Source organism: Mariniphaga sp. (genome assembly GCF_041687215.1).
GTDB lineage: Bacteria > Bacteroidota > Bacteroidia > Bacteroidales > Prolixibacteraceae > Mariniphaga.
The window spans coordinates 1-14598 of sequence record NZ_JAWLCI010000089.1; the positions used below are offsets into that span (position 1 = coordinate 1).

14 protein-coding genes are annotated in these 14598 nt (G+C 42.8%); 5 read left to right on the forward strand and 9 right to left on the reverse strand.

Annotated elements, in window-relative coordinates; translation table 11 throughout:
• The 3 genes from ACESMA_RS20050 to ACESMA_RS20060 form a co-directional block, all read right to left on the reverse strand.
• A partial coding sequence (locus ACESMA_RS20050) for a hypothetical protein (protein ID WP_372950656.1) occupies positions 1 to 215 on the reverse strand: 215 nt, incomplete at its 3' end.
• An 86-nt stretch (positions 216 to 301) separates the two neighbouring features.
• Complete coding sequence (locus tag ACESMA_RS20055; protein ID WP_372950657.1) at positions 302 to 769, reverse strand: TrmO family methyltransferase; 468 nt, start codon at positions 767 to 769, stop codon at positions 302 to 304.
• A gap of 16 nt (positions 770 to 785) precedes the next feature.
• Complete coding sequence (locus ACESMA_RS20060; RefSeq protein ID WP_372950658.1) at positions 786 to 1565, reverse strand: 2-oxo acid dehydrogenase subunit E2; 780 nt, start codon at positions 1563 to 1565, stop codon at positions 786 to 788.
• A gap of 226 nt (positions 1566 to 1791) precedes the next feature.
• On the opposite strand from ACESMA_RS20060, the gene ACESMA_RS20065 reads away from it, so the two are divergent.
• The 4 genes from ACESMA_RS20065 (at position 1792) to ACESMA_RS20080 (ending at position 7366) form a co-directional block, all read left to right on the forward strand.
• Positions 1792 to 3174 carry an efflux RND transporter periplasmic adaptor subunit gene (locus ACESMA_RS20065; protein ID WP_372950659.1) on the forward strand — a complete coding sequence of 461 codons (1383 nt, stop codon included), beginning with the start codon at positions 1792 to 1794 and terminating at the stop codon, positions 3172 to 3174.
• A gap of 87 nt (positions 3175 to 3261) precedes the next feature.
• Positions 3262 to 4608 carry an ABC transporter permease gene (locus ACESMA_RS20070; RefSeq protein WP_372950660.1) on the forward strand — a complete coding sequence of 449 codons (1347 nt, stop codon included), beginning with the start codon at positions 3262 to 3264 and terminating at the stop codon, positions 4606 to 4608.
• A gap of 16 nt (positions 4609 to 4624) precedes the next feature.
• Positions 4625 to 6109: a TolC family protein gene (locus ACESMA_RS20075; RefSeq protein ID WP_372950661.1), complete on the forward strand. Its 1485-nt coding sequence runs from the start codon at positions 4625 to 4627 to the stop codon at positions 6107 to 6109.
• A gap of 9 nt (positions 6110 to 6118) precedes the next feature.
• Positions 6119 to 7366: an efflux RND transporter periplasmic adaptor subunit gene (locus ACESMA_RS20080; RefSeq protein ID WP_372950662.1), complete on the forward strand. Its 1248-nt coding sequence runs from the start codon at positions 6119 to 6121 to the stop codon at positions 7364 to 7366.
• Positions 7367 to 7382: 16 nt separating this feature from the next.
• On the opposite strand, the gene ACESMA_RS20085 is transcribed toward ACESMA_RS20080, so the two are convergent.
• From ACESMA_RS20085 to ACESMA_RS20110, 6 genes are all read right to left on the reverse strand, one after another.
• On the reverse strand, positions 7383 to 8174 hold the full coding sequence (locus ACESMA_RS20085) for an inositol monophosphatase family protein (RefSeq protein WP_372950663.1): 792 nt from the start codon (positions 8172 to 8174) through the stop codon (positions 7383 to 7385).
• Positions 8175 to 8188: 14 nt separating this feature from the next.
• Complete coding sequence (locus tag ACESMA_RS20090) at positions 8189 to 9514, reverse strand: zinc-binding dehydrogenase (protein WP_372950664.1); 1326 nt, start codon at positions 9512 to 9514, stop codon at positions 8189 to 8191.
• Between the two features lie 255 nt (positions 9515 to 9769).
• Positions 9770 to 11746 carry an SDR family NAD(P)-dependent oxidoreductase gene (locus ACESMA_RS20095; RefSeq protein WP_372950665.1) on the reverse strand — a complete coding sequence of 659 codons (1977 nt, stop codon included), beginning with the start codon at positions 11744 to 11746 and terminating at the stop codon, positions 9770 to 9772.
• A 44-nt stretch (positions 11747 to 11790) separates the two neighbouring features.
• A complete protein-coding gene (locus ACESMA_RS20100; RefSeq protein ID WP_372950666.1) occupies positions 11791 to 13029 on the reverse strand; it encodes a hypothetical protein in 1239 nt (412 codons plus the stop codon).
• 123 nt (positions 13030 to 13152) lie between these two features.
• On the reverse strand, positions 13153 to 13626 hold the full coding sequence (locus ACESMA_RS20105; protein ID WP_372950667.1) for a hypothetical protein: 474 nt from the start codon (positions 13624 to 13626) through the stop codon (positions 13153 to 13155).
• A gap of 76 nt (positions 13627 to 13702) precedes the next feature.
• Positions 13703 to 13975 (reverse strand): nucleotidyltransferase domain-containing protein, encoded by a 273-nt coding sequence (locus ACESMA_RS20110; protein ID WP_372950668.1) that lies wholly within the window; start codon positions 13973 to 13975, stop codon positions 13703 to 13705.
• Positions 13976 to 14108: 133 nt separating this feature from the next.
• Between ACESMA_RS20110 and ACESMA_RS20115 the strand changes: the two genes are divergently transcribed.
• Positions 14109 to 14480: a DUF423 domain-containing protein gene (locus ACESMA_RS20115; RefSeq protein ID WP_372950669.1), complete on the forward strand. Its 372-nt coding sequence runs from the start codon at positions 14109 to 14111 to the stop codon at positions 14478 to 14480.
• Positions 14481 to 14598 lie beyond the last annotated feature (118 nt).

The window sequence follows — 14598 nt, forward strand, 5'->3', positions numbered from 1 at the left end:
TAAATATTTAATCCAAAAGTATTTAAGTCGTAAGTAACGTAGGTGGGAACAGTGAACATATATTGCCTGTCAAACGGAGAAAGGTTGATCTGAATGGTTTTGGTAGTGTCGGGCGGGGCAATGTCGCGAAAGTTTTCGCTGTTTAGCTGGTATTCGCACGACGAGGCGCCAAAAATAATGGCGGCCAGCCACAGAAGCAGATTTAAGGTTTTCATTTCGAATGTTGGATTCTGGTTTTACCGCCAAATTTATCAGGTTTTTTTAGTTTAATCAGGTTTGGATTCAAATTAATTTTTTGAGCTCAAACTCCCATAATCTCATCCTTCCAGTTAAAAGTTGCAGCCTCCTCCCACCACTGGGGCCAGTGGCGGCGATGCTCAGGCACCTCGCAATCTTTCACTCGTTCCATCGGATGCCAGGGTTTAATGTCCAGCACCGGTGTGCCTGGCTCAGCATCAATAAACGGGGTGAAAATGATTCCCTTTTCAAAATCGATTCGGTCTATTTTAATGGTGCTTGCCATGATGGGGTTTGGGCGGGCCGGTGCCCGGGTAGCAAAAACACCTGTTTGGGCCGGGCCCTTTTTAAACAGCTTTTCGAAAACCAACTTATTTCGAACGTCCTGATTATCTGCAAGGTGTGCCCACCAAAAAATTTGCAGGTGGCTAAAACCTTCCAGTCCGGTTAACCCGGGTGCTAATTTTTGATCGAGGTGAATGGAAAATCCTTTTTCTTCTTTGTTTACTGTACCAATGGATTCGATTTTCATTTTATCTGATTTTAATTTACATTTCTGCACTTTCAATTTGCCTTTTCAGGTGCCTGATAAACCTTGCTGCCGGAGCGCCATCCACAATGTCGTGGTCGAAACTGAGCGTGAGGCAAATATGCTCCCTGCTTTCGGGTTTACCTTCTGCCAAAACAAGCCAGTCAACAATTCCGCCAATGGTAACATTCAATGTATGTGTGGCTACCGGAATTCCCCAACCAGCTCCCTTTCCGGCCATGTTGGCAGAGGTGACCATTACCGTGCCTGCCCGTTTTTTCATCAGCCGGGGCGATTTATCGAGCAGTCTGAAAATAAGTTGCCTGATAAAACCGGGAATTGCCAGAAACAGCCGCACCGAACTAAAAACCTCGGCAGATTGAACATCACCTAATTTTTCTTCCTTCAACTCTTCCGAAATTTCAGCAACCGTTTTCCGGTTGGCTGCCCTAATGATTTTTGCCACTACTTCTTTATTTCCTCCAATTGTTCGTTCAATGGTGGTGCTTACATCCACATCATCGAACAGTACCATCTGGTTTTTCCGGTTCCGGCAGGCATGAATGTGTTTGTTTTGTTCAACTGCCTGTGCCACGCAATAAATGATGTATCCGGTAAGCGAATAATATTTTTTGGTTTCCCTGCGTAAACGGCGAATGGTTTTCCGTACTTTGGAAATGTCAATCTCCACCAAAGTGTGAATCATGTTCTTTTTTCGTGCGGCACGCAGAACACCAATGGTAGCTTTTCGGATACGGGGGAAAGGTTTTACTGTAAAAGTTTCTGAACTGTTAGTCATCAATTTCAGCGTTTTTATCCCGACATTCAAAATTAACATTCTTATTGCGAAATAAAAAACTGTTACATTTTCAACAAAATGAAGTCTTATTGAATTTGAATGGAAAATTTGAACTGAATCTGTTTGAAACAATCACATTTGTCCGAAATATTATTGTTAATTGAGGCATAATTTTTGTTAAACAAAAAATTATTTCATACAAAATGAAACCTGAAAATCGAAAACCATGAATAAAAAAGTATTTTTCACCATCGGTTTTGCTGCTCTTATTCTGCTGGCTGCATTTTTCCTCCTCACGCAGTCGAAAAGTGAAACCGTAAAAATTACCACAGAAGTAACCCGCGGACCTTTCGAAATGGTGGTCTATTCCAGCGGGCAGTTGGAAGCACAAAACTCCGAAGATATTGTTGTGCCCGACAATCTACGCGACCGCGATATCCGCATTTATGAGATTAAAATAACCGATTTGGTTGAAGAAGGTACGGTTGTGGATTCCGGCGATTATGTGGCAACACTGGATCAAAAGGCGGTTGAAGAGGCGCTGACCACTGCGCGGGAAGAACTGGAACAGGCGTACAATGAGCTTGAGGATGCCAAGCTGGATTCCAACCTCACCTTAAGCAATGTGCGCGACCAGATTATTAATGCTCGGGAAGAAGTGGAAGAAAAAAAGATTATTCTGGATGAATCGGTTTACGAATCTCCTGCCGTAATACGAAAAGCCGAAATGGATTTGGACAAAGCCAAACGCAAACTGGAACAGGAAATTCAAGGTTACGAATTAAAAAAACGTCAGGCCGTTTCCAGGGTTGAACGGAAAAAAATTGAGCTCAGGCAATTGGAGAGCCGGGTGAATAAACTCAACGATGTGTATCATTCGCTGGTTATTACGGCACCAAAAGCAGGAATGGTAATTTACGGCAAAGACCGCACCCGCGAAAAAATTAAGGTCGGCTCCACTGTCAGTCCCTGGATGCCTGTTATTGCAACACTTCCTGATCTTTCTTCCATGCTCTCCACCACGTTTGTAAACGAAATTGATATTTCGAAAGTAAAAGCCGGGCAAAAAGTAACTTTGGGAATCGATGCCCTTCCCGAAAAAGAATTGGAAGGAGAAGTGGTTTCGGTGGCCAATATCGGGCAGCCTATGCCCAAAAGCGATGCTAAAGTATTCGAAGTTAAAATCAGGGTATTTGGCGATGTGTCGGATTTAAAACCGGCCATGACCACCAGCAACCACATTCAAACCGGATTTTTCACCGATACTCTTTTTATTCCGTCGGAAGCGGTTTTTACCAATGATTCCATGCAGTTTGTTTATCTCGAAAACAGTGGGGTTGTAAAACAGGTGATTGATTTAGGCGATCAAAATGAAAACCATTTTCTGGTACGGAAAGGATTGCAGGCAGGCGATGTGGTTTTATTAACGGAACCTCCCCACCCCGATGAACTTTCCATCGAAGGAATGGAAATTTATCAGGAAATAAAAGAACGGAGACTGCGCGAAGAGGAGGAAGCCCGTAAAGCGCTGGAAGAAGAGAAAAACAAACCCTTCAAACTGCAGAAAAAATCAGGCGGAAATTCAGGCAACATGATTATTATAGGATGAAACGAGCATGGCAAAATTTTGACACACAGGTGGATCATTATAAAGCGAGTTCCATCGAATACCTTTAAAATTTACAATTATAATGAGATGAAAGCAATTATTCAGCGTTATGGCCACGATATTTTAACCGGTATCGAATCGATTTTTGCCAACAAAGTAAAGTCGCTGCTCACGGCCCTGGGAATTATTTTCGGCGTGGCAGCCGTAATCAGCATGCTGGCCATTGGGAACGGCGCCCAGCAGGAAATTCTGGAGCAAATAAAAATGGTGGGTGTAAACAACATTGTTATATCTCCTGTTGCCGGGTCGGAGAATGAAAACGATTCAGATTCAGGCAACGGGGAAGGTCCGCAGGTGAGTACTAAAAAATTTTCGAAAGGACTTACCCTGCTCGATGCCGAAGCCATCGCGGAAATTATTCCTACCGTGGAAAGGGTAAGTCCGGTTATTTCCTTTAACTATTCTGCCATTCTCGACGGGAAAAGTAAACCGGTGGTTCTGGAAGGTATAAATAACAATTACTTTCGGCTGTTCAATATAAATTTACAAGCTGGCAAGGAATTTACCGATGAACAGATGGACAAAGCCTTTCCGGTTTGTGTGATTGGCGACAACATCAGACAGGTGTTTTTCAACCAGCAAGATCCTATTGGCCAATACATTAAATGCGGCGAAGTGTGGTTGCAGGTGGTTGGGGTGGTTGAACGGCGTGATTTTACCGCTTCTGCTTCCGATGAACTGGGAATTAGCAGTACCGACAATAAAATATTTGTTCCGGCTAAAACAGTGAACATGCGGTTTCGGAACAGGGCGCTCATTAGGGCAGATGAAGTGGAAGCGCTGGCTGCATCGGGCGGGAACAATGAAAATAACAAAACGGAAGATATCAATCAGTTGGATAAAATTATAGTTCAGGTAGCCGAAACCGAGTATTTGAGTTCCACTTCCGAGGTAATTCGCAGAATGTTGCTGCGTCGGCACAATAATCTCTACGATTTTGAGGTAACCATTCCCGAGTTGCTGCTAAAACAACAGCAACGAACCAAAAACATTTTCAATATTGTGTTGGGTGTTATTGCCGGCATTTCGCTACTGGTTGGAGGAATTGGAATTATGAACATCATGCTGGCCTCAGTTATGGAACGCATCCGTGAAATCGGAGTCCGGCAGGCCATTGGCGCATCCCGTATTGATATCATTGTGCAGTTTCTCTCCGAATCCACCATCATCAGCGTTTCCGGCGGAATAATCGGTATTTTTCTGGGTCTGGCACTTTCAAAAATCATTACAGTGGTTTTCGATATTCAAACCATAATTTCTGCTTTTTCCATCATTATTTCGTTCGGTGTGTCGGTTATTGTGGGTATCACCTTCGGATATTTGCCGGCCAAAAGGGCATCCGAACACGACCCTGTCAATTCATTACGCTATTAATTCAACCTCAATAAAAATGAAACGAATTATAATTTTTGCACTTGTATCGTGTTTTTTCATTTCAACTATTTCCGGACAGGAAAAAAAGTACCTCTCCCTGCAAAATGTAATAGAAATTGCGGGAGAACAGTCGCTTGACGCCTTCAGAAACGAGAATATGTATTTGTCAAGTTACTGGGAATACAGGTACTTTAAGGCCGACCGGCTGCCCAGTTTGTCGCTTCAGGCCACGCCGCTCGACTACAACCGCTCCATGCAAAAAGTGTATAATTACGACGAAAACCGTGACGAGTACAAACCGCGGGAAGATTTAAGTTCCGAATTATCACTTTATCTGAACCAGAACGTGGGGTTAACCGGGGGCCAGATTTTTGCCCGGTCGGAACTGAACCTGTCGCAAAAACTGGGAGCCGATAAAATTTCATCCTGGTCGTCCACACCTTTCAGCGTAGGTTATATGCAACCATTAAATGGTTACAACGGGTTAAAATGGACGGCCAAAATTGAACCGGTGAAGTTTGAAAAGGCCAAAAAGAACTTTATTCAGTCGAAGGAGGAGCTGGCCATAAAAGCTTCGCGGCTTTTTTTCGATTTGGTAGATGCCCAGATTGAGGTAAAAATTACAGAAACCAACCTGGCCAATGCCGACACCCTTTTCAAAATAGGGCAAGGACGTTACCAGGTGGGAACCGTTACACAGGATGAACTACTCAACCTTGAACTCAGTTTTATGAATGCCAACCTGGCTCTAACCCAGTCGAATCTTGGTCTGGAGCGGGCTTTGGCTGAACTGAATTCATTTCTGGGTTTCGATAAAAATACAAAAGTTGAATGTATTGTACCCGATGAATTGCCCGAATTGCAAATACCGGCAACAGAAGCCGTTGAACTGGCGCTGACCAACAATCCCGAAATGCTCGACCAGCAGCAACGGCTCATTGAGGAAGACCGGAAAGTGAATCAGGCGAAAAGCGAAAACGGGGTAACCGGCGATTTGTATGCCCTGTACGGCTTAAACCAAAATGCCACCGATTTTAACCAGGTTTATCAGGATCCACTTGACCGCCAGCGCTTCCGGGTTGGTGTTGATATTCCCATTCTCGACTGGGGCCGGAGAAAAGGACAACTGGCCATGGCAGAATCGAACCGCGAGGTGGTGCGCATCAGCGTGAATCAGGAAAAAATGGATTTCGAGCAGAACGTAATTATGAACGTAATGGAGTTTAACCTGCAGGCCAATCAGGTACTGAACACGGCAAAAGCCGACACTATTGCCCAACTTGGTTACGATGTTACCCAGCAGCGTTTTCTCATTGGCAAAGTGGACGTTACCAAACTGAACCTTGCACGCAACGACCAGGAGCAGGCACGCCGGGCTTACATTCGCGCGCTGCGAACTTACTGGAATTATTATTTTACCATCCGAAGGCTAACTCTTTTCGATTTTGAAAAGGGAATTACCCTTTCAGAAGACTTCGATGAGATTGTGAACAACTTCTAAAAAATTGCAATGAAGCTGAAAAGAAAATATTTAACAGGAATTATTGTTGCAGTTGCTTTAACTGCCGTTGCTGCTGCAATTACTCTTTCAACCGGTCCCGGCGGAAATTTGCATAAAGTAAAATCGGGGTTGTTTGAACTTTCCCTCGAAGTAAAAGGTGAAATACAGGGAAAAAATGCAATTGTAATCAGTTTGCCTGATGAACTGAAACATAACGACCTGCGCATTTATCAACTGAAAATAAAAGATATGGTGGAAGAAGGCACCGCTGTAAAAACCGGCGACTGGGTGGCCACACTCGATGCTGCCGAAATAACCCAGCAAATGCAAAACAATCAGCAGGATTTGGACAGACGATTGGCCGAACTGAACGACGCAAAAATCGATTCTTCCATTCAGCTTACTGCATTGAGAGAAGAATTGGGTGAATTTAAATACGACCTGGAATACAAGAAACTGGAACTGGAGCAGTCGCAATACGAGTCACCGGCCTACCAGCGTAAAAAAAAGATGGAATACGATCAAACCGTCAGGCAAATGGAAAAAAAACGGCGGGATTACAAGTTGAAACAGTTGGAGCTGAAAATGAAAACCAATCGGATTGAAGACCGTTACGATTATCATTTCAAAAGAGACTCGCTTTTAAAAAGAGCAATGGGCGCTGCCCGTGTTACCGCGCCAAAAAACGGTATGGTAATGTATGCCAAACTTTGGAATGGAAGGAAACTACGTGTTGGTGACGATATCAGCATTTGGATGCCCACCATTGCCACTCTGCCCGATTTATCGCAGCCTGTTTCCGAAGCATACATTCCTGAAATCGACATCACTAAAATTGCGTTGGGCGACAGCGTTGAAATTTCCATCGATGCCCTGCCCGGGGATAAGTTTAAAGGTGTGGTGTCGAATATTGCCAATGTTGGACAGGAGTTGTCAGGATTCGACATGAAAGTTTTTAAAATTATGATTGACCTGGAAGTGGAAGGAAAACCCATAAAACCAGCCATGACATCAAACAATAAAATCATTCTGGCTAAACTGTCCGATGTGGTTAAAATACCACGCAATTGCCTGTTCAGGCAGAATGGAGATAGTTTTGTTTATTTGAATGATGGCGGGCAAACCTGGAAAAAAAGTGTAACTCCGGGCCTTGAAAATGAAGAAGAGGTAGTTATTGAATCGGGGCTTTCTCCCGGCGATTTGATTCTTACGGTTCAACCGGAGGAGACAGAAACCATTGCGTTTTGGCAGGATTAACCAGTCAAGCCATCACTTAATGTGAAAAGTTGACTACCCCTGAAATTTTTTGAACCAAATCGTTGTGAATTTCCGGCCGGGAAATTAAAAGTTTATCGCCTTTTCCGTCCCACGAATTTCCCTGCCAGTCGGAAAAAACAGCGCCAGCTTCTGTGGCAATTACCACTCCGGCAGCAAAATCCCACAGCGAATCGCCCGAACAGATAAATGCATCGGCTGAACCTGTTGCCAGGTAACAGAGTTCAGCCGCTGTTGTTCCAAATTTGAGTGTGTCGTAAGGAACAGCAAGCTGTTTGGCCAATTGAATAAAATGGTTGCGGTCGGTTTCGGAGTAACTGTGATTCAGGAAAATGCACGGAGTAAAACCCGGTTGCAACGCTGGAATGAATATTTTTTCCCCGTTCAAAAATGCACCGCCTCCTTTTTCTGCGCAATATTCATTTTGCAAAATTGGATCGATAATCACTCCTGCCAGAAATTCATTGCCTTCCATCAACCCTATGGAAACGGCAAAAAGAGGGATTCCACGAGCAAAGTTTGAGGTGCCGTCCAACGGATCGACCACCCACTTTTTGCCCGGTTCATTACGAAGCAATCCACTTTCTTCGCTTAAAATGTTATACTGTGAATGTTTTTTAAGTACTTCGAAAATCGCTTGTTCGGCAGCCAAATCGGTATCGGTTACCAAACCCTGCGCTTCGCCTTTTACCCGGGCGTTTGACGAATCACCGAACCTTTCCCGGATAACTTTTGCTGCTGCGCGGGCGGCTTCAAGTGCAATGTTTAAATCAGGAGAAAGGTTGTTCATAATATTATTAGTTTTTAAATCTCCGGAGCATTTTCCAGTAAGTATGCTTCGGCTTCCACATTCCATAACCCTTTGGTTTTGGCCACCAGTTTGGCCAGTTCGGCATAAAACGGATCGGTTTTCCCTTTTTCTTCAAAATCTGAAATGGCCACCAGTGGCAGATTCTTGTGGGTGTAAATCAGTTTTTTTCCGCCGGGAATATTGGGTAAATTCAGCGTGGTTTCTGCCACCGCATTCAATCCGCCAATGTGGGTAATTAAACCAGCCGGATCAAGTCCTTCACTCATAATTTCCAGCGCTTCCACCATGTCGTCGTTGTTTCCGCCTGAAGTTCCCACAATGTGGGTGTACAGGTAATGCACGTTGTAAAAATTCAGTTTGGCAGAAAAATCAGGATTGGATGGGCCTGCAAAAAAGTTGAGGCAACCGTCGTGTGCCAGAATCGCGTCGCCCTGCTCCACCACCGGAGCCACCGGCGCAAAAACAAACACATCGTCGTAACCGCCACCCGAAATTTCTTTTAGTTTTTCCACCGGATTTTCCACATTTCCAGTGTTCAGGTAAATTAATTCAATCCCATTTTCTTTTGCCCATTTCACCGGGAAAATTTCTGCAGCCCGGTTGAGGCGACTCTGATCAATATCGGTAATTACCAGCAACGACGGTTTCCGGTCTTTTCGGTTCACTACGTAATTGATTGCTGCCAATCCCATGGGGCCCACGCCCGCAAGGATAGCCATTTTACCACCCTCTTTTATTTCCATCTGGTGGATGTATGAGCCCGGTTTGGTGTGGTAATTGGCGTGCATGGCGCCAATCACGCAACTCAGCGGCTCAGCCAGTGATGCCGGATAAAACCCAGGGCCATCGTATGCCAGCAAACAATTTTGTTCCAGCACATCCTTCGGTATAATTACATACGTTGCGTCGCCTCCAATGTGTTGATATGAATAACCAGGAGCGCTTAAAATCCCCATCGGGCCGCCTTCATAATAAATGGCCGGCTGAATGGAATACTTCTGACCAGCCCTGAATTTGTGCTGCCATTTGGAACCCACCTGCACAATTTCGCCGGCAAACTCATGCCCGATGATGATCGGATTTTCGTGCACATTATCCGGAACCCTTTTGTGGTCGGGTCCCTGTTTGGCAGCTTTGTAGCTCGACATGCAAATACTGTCGGACACCACTTTGGCCAAAATTTCATCCTCTTTGATTTCCGGAAGTTCGAACTCTTCAAGCCTTAAATCTTCCTTGCCGTATAAACGAACTGCTTTAGTGAAGCCTCCCTTAATCCCTCCAAAGGAGGTAGATTGCTGAATGCTATTTGTATCTTTCATTGATAAAATTTTTAATGTAAAATATCCAATAAGAAATAAGAAATCAGAAAGTTTATGTCCACTTGCTCTCTTTCCTAACACTTTTTTATTCGATATTCCTTATTCTTTATTTCTTATTTTTTTTATTCTTCAAACTTATAGTTGTGTATTAAAAATTTCTAATGTTTCTTTTTCTCTTATTCCCTTCCCTTTTGGGGAAGGGTCAGGGATGGGGCTTCTTTTTCCCCTCCTTTGGAGGGGCCGGGGGAGGATTCTCTATTTCAGCATATTTTGTCCTCCCGTTACAGGAACCGCCTGGCCTGTTTCGTACTGCTGGTCGATGACGTAGAAAATGGCTTTGGCCACATCTAACGGCGTACATCCGCGGCCGGCCGGCACCTGTGCTTCGTAAAACGCTTTTACATCGGCAATGGTTTTGGCGCCCGGAACTTTTCCAGCTTCGAGATATTGCACAAACAACCCTTTTTCGGGGTCGCTCCACAACGGCCCGTCGAAATAATTGCCCGGGCAAATCGAATTTACTTTAATGTGGAAAGGCATCAGTTCCAGCGCAAACGACTGGGTGAGGCCAATTCCGCCAAACTTCCCGCCGGCATATGCAAAATTTTTATTGCTCCCTTTTAATCCCGATTTGGAATTGATTTGGATAATATCCATGTAAAAATCCGGCTTGTAACGGTGCTGAATTTTCATTACTTTTTGGGCATATTTGGCGCACAGAAAATAACCGGTGTAATTCACTGTGGTCATCAGTTCGAAGGTTTTCTGTTCCATTTCGTCGAGGCTGCCGGCGTGCAAAATTCCGGCGTTGGAAATCATCACATCCAGTCCGCCAAAGTAAAGAACTGTTTGTTGCACCAAACTTTCAACCGAAGCTGCTTCGGCCACATTCACAGGTAGAAAATATGCTTTGTTTTTTGTGCCTTTGGCATTGAGCTGACCTGCAAATTCTTTTCCTTTCTCTTCGTTCAGGTCGGCTACCACAATGTTGGCGCCTTCTTTGAACAGGATTTCGGCAATTCCGGCCCCAAATCCCTGGGCAGCACCGGTAACAATCACCGTTTTATTTTCGAGACTGCCCTGCGCTTTTCCGCCCAGCGATACTTTTTTACGGTAATTTTCTACCTCCCAGTTTTCGATAAACTCCACCTGCTTTGGTGTGAGCGGGTGCGAACCTCCAAAGTTTTCCGTAAGTTGGGTAATCTGGCAGAAATCGTTCACCATATCTTTCAGATAACTCACAGACACTGCAGAATCTTCAACTGCAATCACACCTTCGTTTTGAATGAAAATAATTTTCGGCATTATTCCCCGGCGGTTTCTAAATTCTTCGATTTTACTCTGGGTTTCTGACACAATTTCTTCGGCAGTTCCTTCGCTTTCAACAAAAAGGTATTCCGACAGGCAGTAAACCATCTGGTCTGGATTGAACGGGCTGGCAATGCCTTTATTAAATGTGTCTTTTCCTGTAATAAAATTTGCAATCCACGAACTGTTAAAAGCAGTGGCTACTTTCAGTTTTTCTTCGGAAAGCAACATGCGCACTGCCGGTAAAACTTCTGCCATTTTTGCTGAAACAGACAACTCTTCTGATTCCGGAAAAGTTTCAAACGTGCTTTTCAGTTTGGTTTCAACACCAGCGTAAATGCCTTTGATTTCGTCGGTTGTATCAGCTGCCACAAAAATGCCGTGATTTTGAATGAGCACAATTTGCGGATCGCGGTTGAATTTTTGGTTGTATTGGGCAATCTTTTCAGCAATTATTTTGAAAAGGATGTAGCCAGGGTCGGAATAAGGAACGAATAAAACTTCCTTTCCGAAAATTTCTTTGGTTTTCTGTTCGGCCTGGTTGCTGCACATCAACCCGTTTACAAGCGTTGAATGAGTATGTACTACAAAATTGTAGCTAAACAGGTTATGCAGCGACGTTTCTACTGAAGGACGCAATCCTGAACCCGGATCGACGCGGCTGTTCATCAGGGCATTTTTTACTTCCTCTTCCCGCTTTACCGGATCGTCAGAAAACTCCTGGTTTGGTATATCATTCAATTTCGCGCGATCGAGCACGCAAAAGCCGTTTTCATCAATGTTTCCCAAATTGATGCCGCTGGCTTTTATCCACAGTTGTTTTTCATTTTTATAGGAAGTGTTTCCACCACCAGCAATCACGTAGGCTTTGTCCTGTCCGTAATATCTCGAAACTTCAATTAAATCTTTTATCTCTGGATTCATGGTTTTTTTTTATTCGATTTAAACCTTGAAAGTTTTGAAAACTTTCAAGGTTTCTGAAAGTAAGCAATAACAGCTTTTCCAAGTTCAATAAAACTCTCTTTTTCAGAGATTTTGGCTTTTCGGCCATCTAAGTACCCCACCATACCGTTACTGAGGAGGTATTGGTGGGCGGCGATAACTGCTGCCCCTTCATAATTAATTTCCATCAGTTCTTTGCCCAGCGGAACGCCGCCACGACAAGAAACTTTCAGCGGATCGAGCAGTGGCGTGTTGTGCTCGGAGCCAAATGTAATCACAAACCCTTTTTGATGGAAAAAGCTCACAAAATCTTTTAGAATTTCATAATCGTTTCGTCCCGGAATCAGCTCAATGCAATACACATCGTTTTTAACGAGTTCCTTCAGAAGTTTTTCTTTATCAGCCTCGTAATCGGTAAAGTTCCCATTTACATCGTCCAGCAAAACCGGGTAACATGGAATTCCGCCGGCATCAATAATAAGTTCAATCACCTCTTCCAGCGACAGAAATGCCTTGGGGTCTTCGGGAACAAAAGCGGTTCCACCCGCCTTCAGCAGGTTACTTCTGATTTCATTTTCAACTGAAGCAACGCGGCCCAGCGGTGCTTTAAGTGCTTTGCCGGAAAATATTTTTTCGAAAAGCCGTTTTCTTCCGTCGGCTGTGCTTTCCTCTTTAAAAACTGCCAGCCTGATGGCCTGTGCAATATGCCTTTCACGAAAAAGATTTTTGGCCAGGCCTTTTTGTAATTTGGCTGCATCAAACTGAAGTTCTATGTTATTCTCAGCAAAGAATTCATTCAGTTTTTCCACCATCTGGTAGGTTTGCCGGTTGCTTTCCTCCTGTAGTGTTTTTATTTTTTTACCAGAATTTTCACTCATTTTAACCGGATAGTGCAACCCTTTCCCGCTAAAATAAGTGCGCCCGGGATTGTTGGGGTCGTTCACCCGGATGCCGGCTTCCTGCAAATCTTTCTGTAGTCCAATGAATTCGATGTTGAACAGTGGAAATATTTTAAAATTCATTGCCATTTCAGCAAATTCTTCGTAGCCGTCGGTGGTGTAAAAATCATTGATTCCCAGAACACTTATTCCTTCGTGTCGTGCCATTTGAAACGCCAGGTCGACAGATGAAAAAGCGCTGAACGAGTGGGGAGTGTGAATGTGCCCGTTAATTTCAGGCACGGTTTGCTTTTTTTGTTTTGAATGCCATTCCAGCAGCTCTTGTTTTCCAGGGAATGTGCTGAAAATACTTTCTTTTCCTTCCATTTTTTGCAGAATTAAATTCCTGCAAATTAAGAAAAGTAAAGCGAAGAAGCTGTCCTTTTGTATCCTGTTTTTTGGAAAATATAAATCCGGCTTCTTTTGAAACTGGATTTATATTTTGATCTATTAACCTTCTCTGCCAGGCATATAAAATCTATGTACCTTTTTAAATATTAATGAATCTGTTCCTTTTTTGTGTTCAATTAAAAAAATTTTCAGTGTATCGGGACTACCACCTTTCTCATAAAACGATAAATCCCAAAAATCTTTAAGGTTTTCTTCGTTGTCAAACCAATCTGAATTAAAATATTGAATAGAATCCAAATAGGATTCAGGTTTTACAAATACGGTATCATTAAATGTGCTCGTATCCGTTTTTTGGTAGTGCATAAAAAAATATCCTTTTGCACCTACTTCTACTTTTATTGTATCATTCCAGTAACTATATGCAGGAATGTTTATTGAATAGCTGAGAATTGAACCGATTGTGTCTTGCTTCAATATGGCTTTATTATCAAAAAAGTAATACTCATTTTTTTGATTGGGAGAACAACCCAAAACAAAAAGAAGAAACAGAAAATAGAGTTTTTTAAGATCCATATTAATAGCAATTTTTAGAAGAATCAAGGTTTTCCCCTGCATAATTTAACCAGATTCTAGTTTCTTCTTTCATAAATTACTTCACCCTTATTAATCTCATTAAGAAATGTTCCTTCCGAATTTTCCCAGATTGGAATGATGTCCAGTGGAATAACTTTGTCAATTTCCGGTATTTTAAGGATAGACTTAAATACTTTTCTTCACTGTTTTGAAATACAGCAACATCAATGTCTCCGGGTGTTTTTGAATTTAAAAAAGAACCAAAAACAACAATTTTAGAAACCTCTTTTTCTTTCGAAAGTGATTCGCTAAGTTTCTTTTTAATATATGTTCTTTCTTTTTGATTCATAATCTACAATCACTTAAACAAAAGTAATAAATTGTAAGTTACGTAGAAGCAAATATGTTTTGCATTTGCCAAATACTTTCGGAAAAACATCCTCACCTCCATTTTGTTAATGTCATTATAAAAATTCATTAACATGACAAAAACAATATTGATGACCGCCTCTGTTCTTCTGGCTCTTGCAGTTGCGCTAGGTGCATTTGGTGCACACGGCTTAAAATCGCAGCTTTCAACCGACATGATGCAAACGTATAAAACCGGTGTGGATTACCATTTTTATCATGCACTGGGGTTGTTGCTGATTGGAATCCTGGCTGTTTCTTTTCCTTCAGAACTTTTAAAATGGTCTGCCATTCTGCTGATGGCAGGAATTATTTTGTTTTCCGGAAGTTTATATGTGCTGGCTGTGTCGGGTATAAAATGGCTGGGTGCGGTAACTCCGGTTGGCGGATTGAGTTTTATTGCCGGCTGGGTAATGTTATTTTTCGCGGTTTGGAAGAAAGTTTAACAGGGTTTTATTCCGGCTAAATTTAACATTCATTAAAATCGTGAAAAAAAAGAAGTTATGTTTTGGTAATTAAAAAAAAGAAAATACTTTTGCAGTCCCGATTATTGTCCGTACTTAC